The following is a 17,485-nucleotide window of genomic DNA, read 5'->3' as shown; positions in this document are numbered from 1 at the left end:
CGAGTTCTTTGCCCCAGCCGATTTTTCTAACGAACAACGCTCCCAGCCCTTGAAGCATTATTTTACCGAATCGAAAACCGTATGCACAGGCAATAATAATTGCAGGAATTTCGAGAATCCCGTGGGGAAGAAGCCCTTTGACAATAAGCGTATACAGTACGCCGCCGCCTTGTTCAGACGCTTTGCTGACCAGATAGCCGATCATCATACCGTTGATCGTCAGAAATATGAACGGCACTATGCCAAGTAACGAGCCGAGATACATAACCAATATCGCCTTAATGGCATTATTGAAAAAGATGAAAACGATAAACCATAACGTCGAGTTATTATTGGCTTCAATGGATTCAGCCATTTGGCGCAGACCGGCTATTTGACCTTGGATAAACGAATCAAACGACGAGTTTGTCGCGCCCACAACAAAACCCGCCAGCATAATGACCACACTGAAAATCAAATAATGGCGCATCGTCTTGAGGTGTCCGAAAATTTCACGCAGCGCAAACATCAGGTCTCTCACCTCTTATTCTCTACTTTTTATTAGGTTGGTACGAATAAGTCACTGGTACGAGCATAGATTGTACTAGAACAAGCCCTATTTAAGAAAGGAGCGCCGAATCAGAATGAACATGTTCTATGTGATGAACGGCCGGAAAATAAAACGTTATTTTCTGGTCAGTATAGGCATTATCTTTGCCGCGGGTGTCATTTATGCTGAAAAAGACAATGTTACCGTATTTGCCCCGGAACAACCGGCAGCGATTTACAGCGTGCCTACGGAGAAGAAAATGGTCGCCTTAACATTCGATATTAGCTGGGGCGACAAACGGATGGAGCCGATTCTTGATGTATTGAAGCAGAAAAATGTGAAGGATGCAACGTTCTTCCTCTCTTCCCCTTGGGCACAGGCGCATCAGGATATTGTGAAGAGGATAGTCCAGGACGGATTTGAAATCGGCAGCCATGGGCATAAACATGATAATTACAGCACTTACAGCGACGACGAGATCCGCAAGCAAATCGAAACAGCACATACGATATTAACCCAAGTGACGGGAAAAGCTCCGAATTTAATCCGCTTGCCCAATGGTGATTTCGACAAAAGGGTGCTTCGAATTGCAGAGCAATTAAATTACAAGGTCATTCAATGGGACACCGATTCGCTTGATTGGATGAACATCGGTACATCCAAGATCATCAATCGTGTTGTAAGCAAGGCGCATCCGGGCGATATTATTCTTATGCATGCGAGCGATTCCGTCAAGCAAACCCACGACGCTTTACCGGCGATTATCGACCAGCTCCGCGCCAAAGGATATGAATTTGCCACCGTCTCAGAAATGATCGTGCAAACCGAAGTGAAAGGCAAGACAGTTCAGGACAAATCGGCTATGTTCGAGCAAATGCAAGCAACTGCCGGTTTTTAACTTGCGACTCCTCTATACAGCCGTCTTCGCATTCGTTGCGGAGCCGGTTGTTTCTTTGCGGACCAGGCGATGCAGCCACATGATTTGATATGCATTACAGACAAACATCGGAACCATCATAAAGACAATGGAGCTTGTGTTGCTCCCTTCCCCCTGCAGACTGGGCCAAGCCTCAAGCATGGTAACGACAACCTGCAGAAACAGTGTCGGAACAAATGCATTGCCATTCGTCTGTTTCACTTTAAAATAGGCCACAACCCAGGAAGCGGCGCCTAGGACAATCGGCAGGGACCAAAACATCCAACTGTTGAGATTCTGCCGGTTTTCATAAAGCATATACCCAAGTCCGCCCAGTGCAAATAGGGTGGTGTACGCCTGAAGCGCATTCCACAAATAACTTTTGCGAAAAACACTGAGCGCAATGTAGTTCAAAGTTAAATAGGCGAAAAAGCCCATCTGGCTGAATGCCCCGAACAGCAGGCCTACAAGCGCCATCATTACGGCGTTAAATCCGGCAGCTTGAAGTCCCATAAACCCGAACGACTGGTCGGTCCACTGCATAATTGTGCCGACCAGCATCGTCACAACTCCTCCTACGGCCATTGTGCTCCAAAAGAGGAAAAACCATTTTCTTAAATTCACGGATAAAGTTCACTCCCAAACATTTTCTGCGGACATTATCGCAGCCGCTTCCCATGCTTCACGGCTGAATGCGGATCTGCGTTTGATTCAAGCTTTATTTTACCACGTCCACTACAAAAAGCTACGCCAGGGCCATGATAATCCCATGAACAATGCGCATACTAATTTAAACACGTCGCATCAACAGAAAGGAGAACGCGTGAATATGCTCAAACGGTACATTTCGATGGCAATCCTCATTATAATGACATTCGTCCTAGCGAGCTGCGGTGCCGAGCCTGCTGGCGGGCAAGGCGGTCAAGGCGGACAGATGAGCTATAAAGACATGAAATCAATGGTGATCGACATACTTAAGACCGAGGATGCGCATAAAGCTCTGCAGAAATCAGCGCTTGCGTCGGGTGGCGGCGCCGGCCCAAAGCTGCTTTCGGTCCAAGATCAGGAACAGGTAAAGATAGCCGTGAAAGACACGCTCGTATCGCCTGAATATAACAAAGTGATCGAACGACTAATGGTCGATCCCCGTTTTGCCGGTGAATTTGCTAAAGCGGTGAACAAACAAAATAAACAAATTCACAAGGATTTATTAAAGGATCCCTCTTACCAGAAAGACCTGATTAAAGTTATGAAGAGCCCGGAAATGGACAGAATGATCCTCGAAGTGCTCCAAAGCACGCAATACCGCAAGCAAGTGATGACCATGATGCAGGAATCGTTGGCCAGTCCGATATACCGCCTCGAAATACTGGACCTGCTGAAAAAAGCGGTTCAGGAAGAGCTTAAGCCGAAGCCTGACGAGAAGGTTAAAAAGCCGAAAGCTAAATGATTCGGGTAAAGGCTCTGCGTATGGCCGCAAAAAAGCCCGCTCAGCGATTCAATTCCTCACTTTGAGGAGCATGAAATCGCTTAAGCGGGCTTTACTAATTGACCGTTAGTAATGCGCGGATAAATCGTTACCTAAGCTTCGCACTTCTCGATGACGCGCTCAGCTATATCCAAGTAAAGACGCCCGGTCTCTGTATCCGCCTTGTACACCGATGGTGAAAAATCGGGCTCCGAGGGATGATTATCCGGTGCGCCTAGCGGAATTTGAGCCAGCAGCTCGGAATTGAGGGATTCGGCCAGCTTTGCCCCGCCTCCACGTCCGAAGACATACTCGAGTTCTCCGCTTTTGCTTACGAAATACGACATATTCTCAACGATGCCCAAAATTTCGTGTTCGGTTTTGATTGCCATAGCACCTGCCCGTGCAGCCACGAATGCAGCTGTGGCATGGGGGGTTGTTACAATGATCTCCTTGCTTTGAGGAATCAGCTGATGCACATCAAGCGCAATGTCGCCCGTTCCCGGAGGCAGGTCGAGCAGCAAATAATCCAGCTCGCCCCATTCGATCTCCGCAAAGAAATTGCGGAGCATTTTGCCGAGCATTGGTCCGCGCCAGACAATCGGAGCATTGTCTTCAACGAAGAAGCCCATAGACATAACGCGCACGCCGAATTTTTCAATTGGGATGACCCGTTCATTCACGATGTCAGGCCGGCTCTCGATTCCCATCATATCGGGAACGCTGAAGCCGTAAATATCCGCGTCGATAATTCCGACGCGTTTGCCCTTTCGAGCCAGGGCGACCGCTAAATTCACGGTCACCGTGGACTTGCCGACGCCGCCCTTGCCGCTGGCTACGGCGATGAAATGCACTCCGCTGCCTGCGCGCAGCAGCGGGTGTGCCTCCAGGCCGGCCCCGTGCCCGCGTACGGGGCCTGCGCCTGCGGCCGCCTGGCCGCCGCCTGCCGCTGCCGGCGCGGCGGCCCCGGCATGGGCACCTCCGGCGGCTGTTGCGCCTTGCGCGCCGCCGGACGGCGTCTCGCCGGACCGAAACCGGCAGTGCACGGTTTCGGCGCCGGCCCGGGTAAGAGCCTCGCGCAGCGAGGCCTCCAGCGAGGGCTGCGCCTTCTCGCTAGCCCCCTGGACCGTCAATGATACGTGACGATCCTTCACGACCACATCGCGGATCGCTATCGCTGCATCCGCGCTATATTGGGCCGCCACAGATTCGGCGGCCATTACCACTTGCTCTCGGGTCAACATCGCAGAATCTTCCCTCTCCATCCATTGTTCGGAATCCCGACAATTTCGATATGTAACTAACTTCAGTATATCATAAGAGTGGCCCGCTCAAAAATTCGCCGGCATCTATTCTGCCGGTGCCCCTGAGATTGTGCCCCATTTCTCTCCAGCCGAATACCGCAGTATTCCTTGGTAAATGGATGCCGCGACTTTCTTTTGATAATTGGAATCGACCAACTGCGCAGCTTCACCCGGATTGGAGAGAAAGCCCACCTCGACCAATGCACTCGGAATATCTTCCATTGCTTTTAACAAATAGACCGTATTTACCGTAGCCGCGACCCGCTGCGTATTCTCCAGGTTGCGTTTGATTTCATCCTGTATAAGTGAAGCAAGCGCCGAATTATCCGGGTGATTCGGGTAGAAAAACGTTTGAGCCCCCGACCAGCGCGGAGAGGGAATGCTGTTCATATGAATGCTGATGAGCATGCTTGCCTTCTTGTCTTTCACAAACTGCGCACGTCTCAGCAGATCTTCCGTTTTCCGTCTGCTCAGCTTTTGAGTCCCATCATTCGCTAAATCGTAATCCCCTTCTCTGGTTAAGACGACAATCGCTCCCGACTGCTGTAAATAATCACGAAGCTGCAGCGCAATGGCAAGATTCAGGTCCTTCTCCAATGCTCCCTGTTTACTTACCGCTCCGCCGTCTGCGCCCCCATGTCCAGCGTCAATGGCAATGATTTTGCCGGATAACGGTAACGTCCAATATGTCCACGTACGCGAGGCGGGTACATCCTGCGTGAGCAGGAGAATTGTAAGAAGCACTGCCGTCATACCGATTCCGATTCGCAGCGCTCCGCGGTAGGTAATCCAGATGACGAATCGCTTTCGTAACCCGCGCATTAAAAAACCACCCCAATCCCACAAGCGATGATAGTCGCAGGCATGTCTATACCCTGCTCTTTTACCATCTTATGGGACGAGGTGGTCTGTTATGCGAAGAAAATCCGTTCAATTGAATTAGTTGACCGGTTGTTCCGCCATGCCTTCAATCAGGATCTTTGCGACTTCAGGACGCGAGAACTCCGGTGGAGGACATACGCCGTCACGCAAAAGTGCGCGAACTTTTGTGCCAGACAGGGTCAGATGATCTTCCTTGCCATGCGGGCAAGTTTTGCTTGATGCCATGTTTCCGCATTTCGTACAGAAAAAGCTGTGTTCGAAGAACAGTGGTGTTATCCCCAGTTCATCGGCTGTAAACGTACGGAGCAGCTCTTGCGCTTCATATGTTCCGTAATAGTCGCCTACGCCTGCGTGATCACGGCCTACGATAAAATGCGTGCATCCGTAGTTCTTGCGAACCATTGCATGGAATATCGCTTCACGAGGACCGGCATACCGCATAGCTGCAGGGAATACCCCCAGAAATGCACGATCTTTCGGATAATAGTTTTCTAGGAGGGCAATATAACTTTTCATACGAACCGCTGCCGGTACGTCGTCGGACTTGGTCTCTCCAACAAGCGGGTTCAAGAAGAGAGCATCGACAATTTCCATTGCCGATTTCTGGATATACTCATGCGCACGGTGAACCGGGTTGCGCGTTTGAAAACCAACGATCGTCTTCCAGCTTTTATCCGCGAAAATTCTGCGCGTTTCAGCCGGATCAAAATAAAATTCATTGAACTTCTCCGGAATCGGACGATTCAGTACTGTAATCGGTCCGCCAATATAGGTTGCAGGACGACCATACAGCTTTGCAACGCCAGGATGCGCTTCTTCGTCCGTTTTGAAAACATTGATGGCTTCAAATTTCTGGTCGACGTTATAAATGCTATCGATATCGATGGTTCCGTAAACAACGCCGTCTTCGCCGACTAGCGCTGCACGCTGACCAACGGTAAACTCCGATGCTTTCTTTTCTTCAACCGCCAACGTAATGGGGATGCTCCATACCGTACCGTTTGCAAGACGCATCTTCTCGACTACGGAGCGGTAATCCGCTTCATTCATGAAGCCAATCAGCGGCGAAAAAGCACCTACCCCAATCAAATCAAGATCCGATGCCGTCCATGTGTTAATAACAATCGATTTCAATGCTGCCGCTTCTGTCAGCAGCGCTTCTCGCTCTGCTCCGCTTGCGACTCGGTTGATGAGTACGCCGCCATGCGGCTTAATGCTGCTCATGTATGCTAGTGCCTCCCTTATTTATGCAGTCCGCATTCTGTTTTTTCTTGTCCCGACCAGCGACCGGCACGCGGATCTTCACCTGGCATAACCTGGCGAGTGCAATATTCGCAGCCGATACTCGGATAATTATTATCATGAAGCGGATTGTAATAGACATTGTTTGTCCGGATATAATTCCAAACATCTTCGCTGGTCCAGTTCGCAATCGGATTAAATTTTATTAAACCGAATTTAGTATCGTACTCAACTTTTTTGGAATTGGCGCGAGTAGGCGCCTGATCGCGCCGAATCCCCGTAATCCACGCATCGTACTTCGATAAAATTTTGGTCAGAGGCTGTACTTTTCGGATATTGCAGCATTGGTTGGCATCGCTAATCCAAAGCTCGGGTCCGAACTGTTCCGCCTGCTGCTCGGGAGTGAGTTCCGGTTTTACCTGGACAAAGTTCATCCCGTAAATCTCCATCATCTTATCTCGAGTTTCGTAGGTTTCCTTAAAGTGAAAATCCGTATCCAAATAAAACACGTCCGTTTTCGGGCTGATCTTTTGAAGCATGTCGACAATAACGACATCTTCAGCTCCAAAGCTGCACGCAAACGTAATGTTCGGGAACGTTTCAACCGCATATTGCAAAATTGCTTCCGGCGTTGCATTCTCAAGCTCTTCTGCTTTTTGGGTTACGAGTGCTTCTTTTTCGAATAAATTCATGATAATGTCCTCCGTTCACAAATCCAAGTAAATTCATCTACATTAAATTATAAGGCCATTCAATATATTGTTCAATGACCTAAATGAGCCAAAATGATGAAAAATACCTCCTCTGACACGCAGAGGAGGTACATAACGTCGAATAGATTAGCGTTTCGAGAACTGAGGTGCGCGGCGTGCCGCTTTAAGACCGTATTTCTTACGTTCCTTCATACGAGGGTCACGCGTCAGGAAGCCTGCACGTTTCAACGCTGGGCGGAACTCCGGATCTGCTTTAAGCAGAGCGCGGGAAATACCGTGACGGATTGCGCCGGCTTGGCCGGAAATACCGCCGCCGTGAGCGATAACAAGCACATCGTACTTGCTGGTCGTTTCGGTAAGCGAAAGCGGTTGTTTTACGATCAGTTTGAGTGTTTCGAGACCGAAATATTCGTTCAGGTCGCGTTTATTAATAATGATTCGTCCTTCACCCGGCACAAGGCGTACACGTGCAACGGAGTGTTTCCGACGACCGGTTCCATAGTATTGAACTTGAGCCATGAAACTGTCCTCCCTCTAATTATCCGCGAAGTTCGTAAACTTCCGGGTTTTGTGCTTGATGTGGGTGTTCCGAGCCGGCATACACTTTGAGTTTCATCTTCATTTTGTCGCCAAGACGATTTTTCGGCAGCATACCGTAAATCGCTTGCTCCAATACGCGTATTGGTTTGTTCTTGATCATGTCCTGTGCGGAGGTTACTTTCAGTCCGCCTGGATACATGGAGTGACGGTAGTACATTTTATTTTGAAGCTTCTTACCCGTCAAAACAATTTTCTCAGCGTTGATTACAACAACGAAGTCGCCAGTATCAACGTGCGGGGTAAACTCCGGTTTATGTTTGCCGCGAATGAGGCTTGCCGCTTCGCTCGCAAGACGACCGAGCGTTTTGCCTTCCGCATCAATAACGTACCATTTGCGTTCTACTTCATTTGGCTTGGCCATATAGGTGGTGCGCATGGATGATCCTCCTTCTTCATTAAAACAACCGTTCTCATGTATGAAGAAACGTTGCCGTTTCATCGGTTCATTAGCGTGTTTATATTCATCATTGGATGGCCATCTTAGTCGGGGCTGTGGGAGAGCCACTAAGAAAGCACAAGTTATATTCTACTATAAATAATATATATGTGCAAGCGAAACATTTGGGCTTTTGCCCCCACTAATAGTTGTCATTCGGGGTAATCAACGCGCCATAGAATGAGCCCCCGCGCTACTGCAGTCGGTCCTGCCGCGGAGCGGTCCCGCGCTGCCAGAATGCGGGTAATATCTCCCGGATTCAGCTTGCCTTCTCCTACCCATAATAGTGTTCCGGTAATGACTCGGACCATATTATAGAGAAATCCATTTCCAGTTACATATACATCGAGCTTTCCGTCATACTCATCTATCCGAGCTTCATAAAGTGTACGTACATGACTGGTTTTCGTCGAACGTCTGGAAGCGAAGGAGCTAAAATCGTGTTCACCCACAAGCCTTGCGAGCCCATCCTTCATCTCGGGTACGCGAAGAGGTGTAGGGTGATGAAAACGGAATGAACGATCAAATACATCCGGAAACCGGTTCATATCGATTGAGTAGCGGTAAGTTTTTCGTTTTGCCGAGTAACTGGCGTGAAAGTCCTGTGATACTTCATCCGCTTGAAGAATGACGATGTCATCCGGCAGTCGAGTATTAAGCGCAATTGCCCACCTCTCTACCGGTATAGTGGAGTTCGTATGAAAATTAAAGACTTGTCCGCGCGCATGCACACCGGAATCGGTGCGGCCAGAACCTATGATCAGAACCGTTTCGCCCGTCAATGCTTTAATGGTGGCCTGAATAATATCCTGTATCGTATTTCCGCCCGGCTGTGTCTGAAAGCCGTAGTAACGCGTTCCATCATAGCTGACAATCATCCTGAGGTTCCTCATCCCACACCTCCTCCCACCGACATCGATTCGCCCAATCGCTAGCTTTCGCCTTCACACAACTATCCTCTGTTACAGCTCGTTAATACTTCAAGAGATTAATTGTTTTCATTCAATTCTTATTATCCCTTATCTTTTATCTTTGCTGCCTTCAAAGGCCCGTTAAGAGAGCGAACAGCGCCGCACACCAGACCCTTGTTGCCTTCCCCTCAGACCTTGCCCACACGTTTTTATTGTTATCACGCCAGTGCGGCGCCGGAGCAGGAGGGGAGAGCATGGATTGGCCGGAGAGTTTACGACCTGCTTTCTCCGTGTGTGATTACCTTGTAATCGCAGACCCAGGCAAAGTCCAATGCTCGCATCGAAGGCGAACCACCGCCGCACCGCGTATCCGGGCAACAAAAAAAAGGTGGCCGCAAGGTCCACCCTTTCGTTTGTTTACGCGCGGTCTACCAGTTCCAAGTATACCATAGGTGCCGAGTCACCGCGGCGAGGACCCAGTTTCAAAATACGCGTATATCCGCCTGGACGCTCCGAATAACGGGTAGCCAGTTCGGAGAACAATTTTTGAATCGCATCTTGCTCGCCATCGATTGATTCGCGACGAACGAAAGCTGCAACTTGACGACGAGCGTGAAGATCGTTGCGTTTTGCCAGCGTGATCAGCTTCTCTGCGATCGGGCGAAGTTCTTTCGCTTTCGCTTCAGTCGTTTGAATGCGCTCATACAGGAACAAGTCAGTGACGAGATCGCGGAACAGTGCTTTACGCGAGCTTGCGTCACGGCTCAATTTTGAATATGCCATCGATTTTCCCCTCCTTTATTCTTCCATACGGAGGCCAAGACCGAGTTCTTCAAGCTTTTCTTGCACTTCCTCCAAAGACTTACGTCCAAGGTTGCGGACCTTCATCATGTCTTCTTCGGTTTTAGTGATCAGCTCTTGAACGGTATTGATGCCTGCACGTTTGAGACAATTGTAAGAACGTACGGAGAGATCGAGTTCTTCGATCGTCATCTCGAGTACTTTCTCTTTTTTGTCTTCTTCTTTCTCCACCATGATTTCGGCATCCTTCGCTTCGTCGGTCAAACCAACGAACAAATCGAGATGCTCGGTCAAAATTTTGGCGCCAAGGCTTACAGCCTCTTCCGGTCTGATACTGCCGTCGGTCCATACTTCTAAAGTTAGTTTGTCATAGTTGGTTACTTGACCGACACGGGTGTTTTCAACGCTATAGTTGACGCGGGTAATCGGCGTGTAGATGGAATCAACAGGAATAACGCCGATCGGTTGATCTTCGCGTTTATTACGATCCGCTTGCACGTAACCGCGGCCGCGGTTGGCGAATACCCGCATATGGAGCCGCGCACCGGACGCCAAGGTTGCGACATGAAGATCAGGGTTTAATATCTCGACATCGCTATCCGCGCGAATATCGCCGGCCGTAACGCTGCCATCGCCTTCCGCATCGATTTCCAAAACCTTCTCTTCGTCGGAATGGATTTTCAACGAGAGGCCTTTCAGGTTCAGGATGATTTCGGTAACGTCCTCAATCACACCAGGAACCGTAGAGAACTCGTGAAGCACACCGTCGATTTGAACAGAGGTCACAGCTGCTCCCGGCAGTGACGACAACAGGATTCGGCGCAGCGAGTTCCCCAGTGTCGTGCCATATCCGCGTTCCAACGGTTCGACTACGAATCGTCCGTAAGTGCCTTCCTCGTTAAGCTCTACGGTTTCGATTTTCGGCTTTTCGATCTCAATCACTAATAGTACCCTCCTTCAAAACGTCGCTCCGTTACCATGATCGCAATTGAAGTCAAATCATGTAGTATGGCAAACCTTCACAACCATTATTCACAAGTTGGAGATATTTGATACCACACTGCGGCCTGACTATACGCGACGACGTTTCGGCGGACGGCATCCGTTATGCGGAACTGGCGTTACGTCTTTAATAAGGTTAACTTCAAGACCTGCAGCTTGCAGCGAACGGATTGCCGCTTCACGGCCTGCGCCAGGACCTTTAACCATTACTTCGACAGCCTTCATTCCGTGTTCCATAGCCGCTTTAGCTGCGGATTCTGCAGCCATTTGAGCTGCGAACGGCGTGCTTTTGCGGGAACCTTTGAAACCGAGGTTACCCGAGCTTGCCCAGGAAATCGCATTGCCGTGCGGATCGGTGATCGTGACAATCGTGTTATTGAAAGTCGAGCGAATGTGCGCTACGCCCGATTCGATATTTTTACGGTCACGACGTTTAGTACGAACCACTTTTTTCGGTTTAGCCATTTAGGTTATCCCCCCTTATTATTTCTTCTTGTTCGCTACAGTCCGGCGAGGACCTTTACGCGTACGAGCATTTGTTTTCGTTCTTTGACCGCGAACCGGAAGACCGCGACGGTGACGAACACCGCGATAGCAGCCAATCTCAATCAGACGTTTGATATTAAGCGAAATTTCGCGACGCAGGTCGCCTTCTACTTTTACTGTTTTATCGATCGTCTCGCGAAGGCGGCTAACTTCGTCTTCTGTCAGGTCACGAACGCGCGTATTTTCGTTAATACCGGTCGTGCTCAAGATTTTCTGGGACGTAGTTGTGCCGATACCGAAAATGTAAGTCAAAGCGATAGCCACGCGCTTATCGCGCGGCAAGTCTACACCTGCAATACGTGCCATGTACCGTTATCCCTCCTTTATCCTTGTTTTTGTTTGTGTTTCGGATTTTCACAAATCACCATTACATTGCCTTTGCGACGAATGACTTTGCATTTTTCGCATATTGGCTTGACCGAAGGTCTGACCTTCATTGTGATTACCTCCCGAATTCTTTCGTCCGCGGACCGTTGCCGGCCTACTTCCGATAGGTAATGCGTCCTCTAGATAAATCATAAGGCGATAACTGTACGACCACTTTATCTCCCGTCAGAATGCGGATGAAATGCATTCTGAGCTTGCCCGAAACGTGGGCGAGAATTTGGTGTCCGTTTTCCAGTTCCACCTTGAACATGGCATTGGGCAGCGGCTCTACGACCGTACCTTCGACTTCAATGACGTCTTCTTTGGCCACAGTCAATCTCCTTTCCCTTGCACAGCCTTCTGAATCGCAAATCGCAGCTTGGCGTTTGTTACACGACCGGTTTCCCGCATGCTGTCCGTCACTTCATGACTGACGACCGGTTGCATCAGAAGATGCAGTACGTTCTTCTTCTTCGGTTGATCGAAGCGCCGTTTGTCACCATCCGCGATAAGGACAAACCGTTCATCGACTATGCCGATGATGACGGCATAACTGCCCTCTTCTTTACCTCGCAATATTTGTACAATACGGCCGATTTCAGGCATATATTCCAATGCGCTCAACCTGCCTGCTCCCTAGGTAGGGTTAATATTTCACAGCCATCCGGGGTAACGGCCACAGTATGCTCGAAATGCGCGCACCATGAGCCGTCTTCGGTAACGACCGTCCAATTATCCTCCAACGTACGAACATATCGTTCACCGATGTTAACCATCGGCTCAATCGCCAGTACCATGCCTGGTTTCAGACGCGGTCCGCGATCCGGTACGCCATAGTTCGGAATTTGCGGTTCTTCATGTAGGCTTGCGCCTATGCCATGGCCCACGTACTCACGAACGACGGAAAAGCCTGCTGCTTCGATCACTTGTTGAATCGCATGAGAGATGGTGAACAACCGGACGTCCGGTTTCACGAGCGCGAGCCCGGCATAAAGCGACTGTTCAGTCACTTCAAGCAATCGGTTCGTCTCTTCACTGATCTGGCCCACGCCGTAAGTCCAAGCTGAATCGCCATGGTAGCCCTCATACTGCGCGCCGATATCAATGCTGATGATGTCACCATCATTCAATTTGCGGGATCCCGGAATTCCGTGTACCAGCTCTTCGTTTACAGAAGCGCAAATACTGGCAGGAAATTGATTGTAGCCTTTGAAAGAAGGCGTAGCGCCCTGACTGCGAATGTATGTCTCCGCAATTTCATCCAATTCCTTTGTCGTTATACCGGGACGAATGGATTGTTTCAGCAAACGATGCGTTTCCGCCACGATACGGCCAGCTTCCTTCATATATCGCAATTCCGCTTCGGATTTGCAAATAATCATTCGGCTGAACCTCGCAGACAGGATACGATCTCATCAGTTACTTCATTAATTTCCTTCTCGCCGTCCACTTCACGAAGAATTCCTTGCGCCGAATAGTACTCGAGCAGAGGAGCCGTCTTGGAAATGTACTCATCGAGACGCGTTCCAACTTTCGCTTCCGTATCGTCTGACCGTTGATACAGCTCGCCGCCGCATTTATCGCAAACACCGTCTTGTTTAGGCGGGTTGAACATAACATGGTAGGTCGCGCCACAAGATTTGCAAATGCGACGACCGGTCAGACGCGCAAGCAGCAGACCGCGGTCAACCTTCAAGTTAACGACATGATCGATGCTTCGGCCCATGTCTGCCAGCATTCCGTCGAGTGCCTCTGCTTGCTGCAGCGTACGCGGAAAACCGTCGAGCAAAAAGCCTTTATTGCAATCCTCAAGCTGCAGACGTTCACGAACGATACCGTTCGTAATTTCATCGGGAACAAGTAGACCTTGATCAACGTATTCCTTTGCCTTCTGCCCCAAAGGCGTGCCTTGTTTCATTGCAAGCCGAAACGCATCCCCTGTCGAAATGTGCGGCACTGCAAAAGTTTCGACAATTCGTTCGGCCTGCGTGCCTTTACCGGCACCTGGAGGGCCCATGAATAAAATGTTCATTAGCGTGTTCCTCGCTTTAAGCACAATAGGCTCTAAGCGGGTTCCGTCACATGATAGATGCGCGGAAGCCCGGTTTTGAACCTATCGTTATTTATTGATAAACCCTTTGTAGTGGCGCTTGATCAATTGGGTCTCGATTTGTTTCATCGTATCAAGAGCAACACCGATAACGATAAGCAGCGAGGTACCACCCAGTTGCACATCACGAGGCAAATTCGCGAGTGAGCCCAATAGTACCGGCAATATCGAAATTACCGATAAGAATATCGCTCCGCTCAGCGTGATCCGTGACATGACGCGTGTGATGTAAGACGACGTCGGCTTGCCCGGACGAATGCCCGGAATATATCCGCCGTTTTTCTTCATCTGATCGGCCATCTGCACCGGATTGATTTGCACAAACGTGTAGAAAAACGTGAAAGCGATGATCAGCAATACGTACAAGACCATGCCTAGCGGCTTGTCATAGTACATATGATTCTGAATCCACGTCGCCCAGCTATGGGTCGACCAAAATTGCGCTATCGTAATAGGGAACATTAGTAGCGATACCGCGAAAATTACCGGGATAACGCCTGCTCCGTTTACTTTTAACGGAATGTGGGTCGATTGTCCGCCGTACATTTTCCGGCCGACAACGCGCTTGGCGTATTGTACCGGGATTTTCCGGATGCCCTGCTGAACAAAAATAACGCCTACGATGATCGCTACAACAACAATTACGAGAACGACCACCTTGACAATGCTAAGGAACAATGCATCCCCGGCATCTACAAATTGCTGCGTATAAAGGGAACGGATGTGGCGCGGCATCGCAGCCACGATACCGGCAAAGATCAGTATCGAAATCCCGTTGCCGATGCCTTTCTCGGTAATTTGCTCACCGAGCCACATGAGGAAGGCTGTACCAGCCGTTAGGACAATCGCAATCATAAGATAGTCCGTAAACGTTGCACCGGGAATCATTTCGTACTGATATTGGCGGTTAAAGCCGATAGCTGTACCAAAGCCTTGGATTAAACCGAGAACGATGGTGCCGTAACGCGTTATTTGTGCGAGCTTGCGTTTACCATTCTCGCCTTCCTTCGCCCATTCTGCAAGTTTAGGAATGACGTCCATCGACAGTAATTGTACGATGATTGATGAGGTGATGTACGGCATAATCCCAATTGCGAATATAGAGAACTGGAACAATGCGCCCCCGGAAAACGTATTAAGCAAGCCGAACAAATCAGCACCGGATTGATCGACACTCTTGAAAACATCCTTATTGACGCCTGGCACCGGAATAAAGGAACCGATCCGATAAACGAGCAAGATGAACAGTGTGAACAAAATCCGCTTGCGAAGATCTTCCACTTTCCAAATGTTGGACACGGTCTTGAACAATTAGATCACCTCGGTTTTACCGCCGGCAGCCTGGATTTTCTCTACCGCAGATTGAGAGAACTTGTTTGCTTTTACCGTAAGCTGTACTGTGATTTCGCCGTTACCCAGAACTTTAATGCCGCTCTGTGGGTTTTTGACAATCCCTTGCTCCATCAGCAACTCAGGCGTAACTTCTGTGCCAGCTGCGAAGCTGTTCAGCTCATCGATGTTCACAATCGCATACTCTTTACGGAACGGGTTGTTGAAGCCGCGTTTTGGCAAACGACGGTACAATGGGTTTTGTCCGCCTTCAAAGCCTGGACGAACACCGCCGCCGGAACGGGCGTTCTGACCTTTGTGACCGCGACCGGACGTTTTACCATTGCCGCTACCGATACCACGGCCAACGCGGAATCCTTCTTTACGAGAACCCGGTGCTGGTTTGAGCTCGTGCAATTTCATCGTTGGTTGCACCTCCTTAAAGTTTTTGCGAAACTTCCTTCGGGTCTGCTATGAAAGCAAAAACTCACTTCGGAAGCATACGCTTAGTTTTTGCGCCGCTTCCTCCGGATTTGCTACGAAAGCAAAAGCCGGATCCTGAAGCATAGGCTGTAATTTCAGACGCCTCTACAGGCGATTTATCCTTGTACTTCTTCAACTTTAACCAAATGGCTAACATGGTTTACCATGCCGCGGATGGCCGGGTTGTCATTATGGACAACCGACTGATGAAGTTTGCGCAGACCGAGCGTATTGACCGTCGCGCGCTGCTTCTCGTTACGACCGATCAGACTGCGAACGAGGGTGATTTGCAATTTCGCCATCGTATTCCCCTCCTTAACCTAAAAGCTCTTGTACGGTTTTTCCGCGCAATTTGGCAACGTCCTCAGCGCGTTTCAGGCGGGACAGCCCTTCCAGCGTAGCGTTGACCATGTTCATGGAATTGGAAGAACCAAGCGATTTGGTCAGAATATCGCCTACTCCAGCAAGCTCAAGAACCGCACGAACAGGACCGCCAGCAATCACTCCGGTACCTTCCGATGCCGGTTTGAGAAGCACGCGTCCTGCGCCGAAATGTCCAAGCACTTGATGCGGAATCGTTGTTTTCACGAGTGGAACGTGGATCAGGTTTTTCTTGGCATCTTCGATGCCTTTACGGATGGCATCCGGCACTTCGCCGGCTTTACCGATCCCTGCGCCGACGTATCCTTTGCCGTCACCGACAACTACAAGCGCGCTAAAGCTGAAACGGCGTCCGCCTTTTACAACTTTTGCAACGCGGTTGATTTGGACTACTTTTTCAGTCAGTTCTAACGTATTCGGATCTATACGCAAGTCGTCTTACCTCCTTAATAAGTAATGTCGATTTAAAATTGGAGACCAGCTTCGCGAGCTGCGTCCGCAAGTGCTTGAATTCTGCCATGGTACAAGTAGCCGCCGCGGTCGAACACGACGTGCTCAACGCCTTTTGCTTTTGCGCGGGAAGCGATGAGCTCACCGATTTTGCGAGCAGCTTCAACGTTTCCGCCGTTGCCAACTTGCTCAACGACTTCTTTGTCCAGCGTAGAAGCGGAAGCGATCGTTACGCCTTGAACATCATCGATCAGTTGTGCATAGATGTGTTTGGAGGAACGGAATACAGCAAGACGCGGACGCTGCACAGTTCCGTTGATTTTCTTACGCACACGCAGGTGGCGTTTCAAACGCGCTTTGTTTTTATCGCCTTTTGTAATCATTCGTGTTACACTCCTTTCCTTCGTCCTTTATGAAGCTATCCGTTTAAGCGGGCCTCGGGCCTGCTTATTTCTTCTTACCAGCTTTACCTTCTTTACGAAGAATGCGCTCACCTTCGTACTTGATACCTTTGCCTTTATACGGCTCCGGTTCACGTACGGAACGGATTTTTGCAGCGGTTGCGCCAACGAGTTCTTTGTCGATTCCTCTTACGATAATTTTCGTGTTAGAAGGAACCTCGAACTCAATGCCATTGTCCGGCGTAATTTCAACCGGGTGTGAGTAACCGACGTTCAGTACGATTTTCTCACCGGTTTTATTTGCACGGTAACCAACGCCTACGAGCTCCAAAGATTTTGCAAAGCCTTCGGTTACTCCGCTCACCATGTTTGCGATAACGCTGCGCGTTGTGCCATGCAGGGAACGGTGCAGTTTATTGTCGGAAGGACGCTCTACCGTGATTACGCTATCCTCAACGACTACTTTCATGTCCTTGTGGAGCTCGCGGCTCAGCGAACCTTTTGGTCCTTTTACAGTAATCATGCTGTTGTCCAAGTCGATGTTTACGCCACCTGGTACTTGGATCGGTTTACGGCCAATACGAGACATTGTTACACCTCCAATCGTTGTGACAG

Annotated in this window: 26 protein-coding genes (1 of these 26 running past the window's edge); 2 read left to right on the top strand and 24 right to left on the bottom strand. The window is 49.6% G+C overall.

The window, feature by feature from the left end; genetic code table 11:
* A protein-coding gene (locus KZ483_RS04140; protein ID WP_220351489.1) for a stage II sporulation protein M crosses the window boundary here: on the bottom strand, positions 1 to 508 show its 5' portion. The gene continues 107 nt to the left of window position 1, outside the view; the window shows 508 of its 615 coding nt (coding positions 1-508); its start codon is at positions 506 to 508; its stop codon lies beyond the left edge, outside the window.
* A 115-nt stretch (positions 509 to 623) separates the two neighbouring features.
* Between KZ483_RS04140 and pdaB the strand changes: the two genes are divergently transcribed.
* On the top strand, positions 624 to 1,427 hold the full coding sequence (gene pdaB / locus KZ483_RS04135) for a polysaccharide deacetylase family sporulation protein PdaB (protein ID WP_220351488.1): 804 nt from the start codon (positions 624 to 626) through the stop codon (positions 1,425 to 1,427).
* 12 nt (positions 1,428 to 1,439) lie between these two features.
* Here pdaB and KZ483_RS04130 read toward each other — a convergent pair whose 3' ends face one another.
* The gene (locus KZ483_RS04130) at positions 1,440 to 2,069 is read right to left on the bottom strand and encodes a KinB-signaling pathway activation protein (protein ID WP_258881530.1); all 630 of its coding nucleotides are present in this window, start codon (positions 2,067 to 2,069) and stop codon (positions 1,440 to 1,442) included.
* Positions 2,070 to 2,274: 205 nt separating this feature from the next.
* Between KZ483_RS04130 and gerD the strand changes: the two genes are divergently transcribed.
* Positions 2,275 to 2,895, top strand: a complete 621-nt coding sequence (gene gerD, locus KZ483_RS04125) for a spore germination lipoprotein GerD (RefSeq protein WP_258881529.1) — start codon at positions 2,275 to 2,277, stop codon at positions 2,893 to 2,895.
* Between the two features lie 131 nt (positions 2,896 to 3,026).
* On the opposite strand, the gene KZ483_RS04120 is transcribed toward gerD, so the two are convergent.
* The 22 genes from KZ483_RS04120 to rplF form a co-directional block, all read right to left on the bottom strand.
* Positions 3,027 to 4,157, bottom strand: coding sequence for an Mrp/NBP35 family ATP-binding protein (locus KZ483_RS04120; RefSeq protein WP_220351487.1), 1,131 nt, complete (start codon positions 4,155 to 4,157; stop codon positions 3,027 to 3,029).
* A gap of 105 nt (positions 4,158 to 4,262) precedes the next feature.
* Positions 4,263 to 5,039, bottom strand: coding sequence for an N-acetylmuramoyl-L-alanine amidase CwlD (gene cwlD / locus KZ483_RS04115; RefSeq protein WP_220351486.1), 777 nt, complete (start codon positions 5,037 to 5,039; stop codon positions 4,263 to 4,265).
* A gap of 117 nt (positions 5,040 to 5,156) precedes the next feature.
* The gene (gene sat, locus KZ483_RS04110) at positions 5,157 to 6,323 is read right to left on the bottom strand and encodes a sulfate adenylyltransferase (RefSeq protein ID WP_220351485.1); all 1,167 of its coding nucleotides are present in this window, start codon (positions 6,321 to 6,323) and stop codon (positions 5,157 to 5,159) included.
* Positions 6,324 to 6,340: 17 nt separating this feature from the next.
* Positions 6,341 to 7,033, bottom strand: a complete 693-nt coding sequence (locus KZ483_RS04105; protein ID WP_220351484.1) for a phosphoadenylyl-sulfate reductase — start codon at positions 7,031 to 7,033, stop codon at positions 6,341 to 6,343.
* Positions 7,034 to 7,180: 147 nt separating this feature from the next.
* Positions 7,181 to 7,573, bottom strand: a complete 393-nt coding sequence (gene rpsI / locus KZ483_RS04100) for a 30S ribosomal protein S9 (RefSeq protein WP_220351483.1) — start codon at positions 7,571 to 7,573, stop codon at positions 7,181 to 7,183.
* A gap of 19 nt (positions 7,574 to 7,592) precedes the next feature.
* Complete coding sequence (gene rplM / locus KZ483_RS04095) at positions 7,593 to 8,030, bottom strand: 50S ribosomal protein L13 (RefSeq protein ID WP_220351482.1); 438 nt, start codon at positions 8,028 to 8,030, stop codon at positions 7,593 to 7,595.
* A 212-nt stretch (positions 8,031 to 8,242) separates the two neighbouring features.
* Positions 8,243 to 8,983 (bottom strand): tRNA pseudouridine(38-40) synthase TruA, encoded by a 741-nt coding sequence (gene truA / locus KZ483_RS04090; protein WP_220351481.1) that lies wholly within the window; start codon positions 8,981 to 8,983, stop codon positions 8,243 to 8,245.
* 435 nt (positions 8,984 to 9,418) lie between these two features.
* Positions 9,419 to 9,784 (bottom strand): 50S ribosomal protein L17, encoded by a 366-nt coding sequence (gene rplQ, locus KZ483_RS04085; protein ID WP_220351480.1) that lies wholly within the window; start codon positions 9,782 to 9,784, stop codon positions 9,419 to 9,421.
* Between the two features lie 15 nt (positions 9,785 to 9,799).
* Positions 9,800 to 10,744: a DNA-directed RNA polymerase subunit alpha gene (locus KZ483_RS04080; RefSeq protein WP_220351479.1), complete on the bottom strand. Its 945-nt coding sequence runs from the start codon at positions 10,742 to 10,744 to the stop codon at positions 9,800 to 9,802.
* A 129-nt stretch (positions 10,745 to 10,873) separates the two neighbouring features.
* Positions 10,874 to 11,269 carry a 30S ribosomal protein S11 gene (rpsK, locus tag KZ483_RS04075; protein WP_148933645.1) on the bottom strand — a complete coding sequence of 132 codons (396 nt, stop codon included), beginning with the start codon at positions 11,267 to 11,269 and terminating at the stop codon, positions 10,874 to 10,876.
* 18 nt (positions 11,270 to 11,287) lie between these two features.
* The gene (rpsM, locus tag KZ483_RS04070; protein WP_220351478.1) at positions 11,288 to 11,656 is read right to left on the bottom strand and encodes a 30S ribosomal protein S13; all 369 of its coding nucleotides are present in this window, start codon (positions 11,654 to 11,656) and stop codon (positions 11,288 to 11,290) included.
* A 17-nt stretch (positions 11,657 to 11,673) separates the two neighbouring features.
* The gene (gene rpmJ / locus KZ483_RS04065; RefSeq protein ID WP_003333770.1) at positions 11,674 to 11,787 is read right to left on the bottom strand and encodes a 50S ribosomal protein L36; all 114 of its coding nucleotides are present in this window, start codon (positions 11,785 to 11,787) and stop codon (positions 11,674 to 11,676) included.
* Positions 11,788 to 11,831: 44 nt separating this feature from the next.
* Entirely contained in the window at positions 11,832 to 12,047 is a 216-nt protein-coding gene (gene infA / locus KZ483_RS04060; protein WP_219874756.1) for a translation initiation factor IF-1, read from the bottom strand.
* A 2-nt stretch (positions 12,048 to 12,049) separates the two neighbouring features.
* Positions 12,050 to 12,322 (bottom strand): KOW domain-containing RNA-binding protein, encoded by a 273-nt coding sequence (locus KZ483_RS04055; RefSeq protein WP_220353251.1) that lies wholly within the window; start codon positions 12,320 to 12,322, stop codon positions 12,050 to 12,052.
* A gap of 14 nt (positions 12,323 to 12,336) precedes the next feature.
* Entirely contained in the window at positions 12,337 to 13,098 is a 762-nt protein-coding gene (gene map, locus KZ483_RS04050; RefSeq protein ID WP_220351477.1) for a type I methionyl aminopeptidase, read from the bottom strand.
* Positions 13,095 to 13,748 carry an adenylate kinase gene (locus KZ483_RS04045; RefSeq protein WP_220351476.1) on the bottom strand — a complete coding sequence of 218 codons (654 nt, stop codon included), beginning with the start codon at positions 13,746 to 13,748 and terminating at the stop codon, positions 13,095 to 13,097. Before KZ483_RS04045 ends, map begins: the two co-directional genes overlap by 4 nt.
* A gap of 87 nt (positions 13,749 to 13,835) precedes the next feature.
* Entirely contained in the window at positions 13,836 to 15,137 is a 1,302-nt protein-coding gene (secY, locus tag KZ483_RS04040) for a preprotein translocase subunit SecY (protein WP_220351475.1), read from the bottom strand.
* Positions 15,138 to 15,578: a 50S ribosomal protein L15 gene (rplO, locus tag KZ483_RS04035; RefSeq protein ID WP_220351474.1), complete on the bottom strand. Its 441-nt coding sequence runs from the start codon at positions 15,576 to 15,578 to the stop codon at positions 15,138 to 15,140.
* A gap of 176 nt (positions 15,579 to 15,754) precedes the next feature.
* Positions 15,755 to 15,940, bottom strand: a complete 186-nt coding sequence (gene rpmD / locus KZ483_RS04030; RefSeq protein ID WP_220351473.1) for a 50S ribosomal protein L30 — start codon at positions 15,938 to 15,940, stop codon at positions 15,755 to 15,757.
* Between the two features lie 13 nt (positions 15,941 to 15,953).
* Entirely contained in the window at positions 15,954 to 16,451 is a 498-nt protein-coding gene (gene rpsE, locus KZ483_RS04025) for a 30S ribosomal protein S5 (RefSeq protein WP_220351472.1), read from the bottom strand.
* A 32-nt stretch (positions 16,452 to 16,483) separates the two neighbouring features.
* Positions 16,484 to 16,852 carry a 50S ribosomal protein L18 gene (gene rplR, locus KZ483_RS04020; RefSeq protein WP_220351471.1) on the bottom strand — a complete coding sequence of 123 codons (369 nt, stop codon included), beginning with the start codon at positions 16,850 to 16,852 and terminating at the stop codon, positions 16,484 to 16,486.
* Between the two features lie 64 nt (positions 16,853 to 16,916).
* A complete protein-coding gene (rplF, locus tag KZ483_RS04015) occupies positions 16,917 to 17,459 on the bottom strand; it encodes a 50S ribosomal protein L6 (RefSeq protein WP_220351470.1) in 543 nt (180 codons plus the stop codon).
* Positions 17,460 to 17,485 lie beyond the last annotated feature (26 nt).

The sequence above is a fragment of the Paenibacillus sp. sptzw28 genome (assembly GCF_019550795.1).
Lineage (GTDB): Bacteria > Bacillota > Bacilli > Paenibacillales > Paenibacillaceae > Paenibacillus_Z.
This window is presented reverse-complemented; position numbering and strand designations above follow the sequence as displayed.

Excerpts from the sequence above, each read along its gene's own strand:
- pdaB (WP_220351488.1), top strand. The coding sequence starts at position 624 with ATGAACATGTTCTATGTGATGAACGGCCGGAAAATAAAACGTTATTTT.
- gerD (WP_258881529.1), top strand. The coding sequence starts at position 2,275 with ATGCTCAAACGGTACATTTCGATGGCAATCCTCATTATAATGACATTC.
- KZ483_RS04120 (WP_220351487.1), bottom strand. The coding sequence starts at position 4,157 with ATGTTGACCCGAGAGCAAGTGGTAATGGCCGCCGAATCTGTGGCGGCC.
- cwlD (WP_220351486.1), bottom strand. The coding sequence starts at position 5,039 with ATGCGCGGGTTACGAAAGCGATTCGTCATCTGGATTACCTACCGCGGA.
- sat (WP_220351485.1), bottom strand. The coding sequence starts at position 6,323 with ATGAGCAGCATTAAGCCGCATGGCGGCGTACTCATCAACCGAGTCGCA.
- KZ483_RS04105 (WP_220351484.1), bottom strand. The coding sequence starts at position 7,033 with ATGAATTTATTCGAAAAAGAAGCACTCGTAACCCAAAAAGCAGAAGAG.
- rpsI (WP_220351483.1), bottom strand. The coding sequence starts at position 7,573 with ATGGCTCAAGTTCAATACTATGGAACCGGTCGTCGGAAACACTCCGTT.
- rplM (WP_220351482.1), bottom strand. The coding sequence starts at position 8,030 with ATGCGCACCACCTATATGGCCAAGCCAAATGAAGTAGAACGCAAATGG.
- truA (WP_220351481.1), bottom strand. The coding sequence starts at position 8,983 with ATGAGGAACCTCAGGATGATTGTCAGCTATGATGGAACGCGTTACTAC.
- rplQ (WP_220351480.1), bottom strand. The coding sequence starts at position 9,784 with ATGGCATATTCAAAATTGAGCCGTGACGCAAGCTCGCGTAAAGCACTG.
- rpsK (WP_148933645.1), bottom strand. The coding sequence starts at position 11,269 with ATGGCTAAACCGAAAAAAGTGGTTCGTACTAAACGTCGTGACCGTAAA.
- rpsM (WP_220351478.1), bottom strand. The coding sequence starts at position 11,656 with ATGGCACGTATTGCAGGTGTAGACTTGCCGCGCGATAAGCGCGTGGCT.
- rpmJ (WP_003333770.1), bottom strand. The coding sequence starts at position 11,787 with ATGAAGGTCAGACCTTCGGTCAAGCCAATATGCGAAAAATGCAAAGTC.
- KZ483_RS04055 (WP_220353251.1), bottom strand. The coding sequence starts at position 12,322 with ATGCCTGAAATCGGCCGTATTGTACAAATATTGCGAGGTAAAGAAGAG.
- map (WP_220351477.1), bottom strand. The coding sequence starts at position 13,098 with ATGATTATTTGCAAATCCGAAGCGGAATTGCGATATATGAAGGAAGCT.
- KZ483_RS04045 (WP_220351476.1), bottom strand. The coding sequence starts at position 13,748 with ATGAACATTTTATTCATGGGCCCTCCAGGTGCCGGTAAAGGCACGCAG.
- rplO (WP_220351474.1), bottom strand. The coding sequence starts at position 15,578 with ATGAAATTGCACGAGCTCAAACCAGCACCGGGTTCTCGTAAAGAAGGA.
- rpmD (WP_220351473.1), bottom strand. The coding sequence starts at position 15,940 with ATGGCGAAATTGCAAATCACCCTCGTTCGCAGTCTGATCGGTCGTAAC.
- rplR (WP_220351471.1), bottom strand. The coding sequence starts at position 16,852 with ATGATTACAAAAGGCGATAAAAACAAAGCGCGTTTGAAACGCCACCTG.
- rplF (WP_220351470.1), bottom strand. The coding sequence starts at position 17,459 with ATGTCTCGTATTGGCCGTAAACCGATCCAAGTACCAGGTGGCGTAAAC.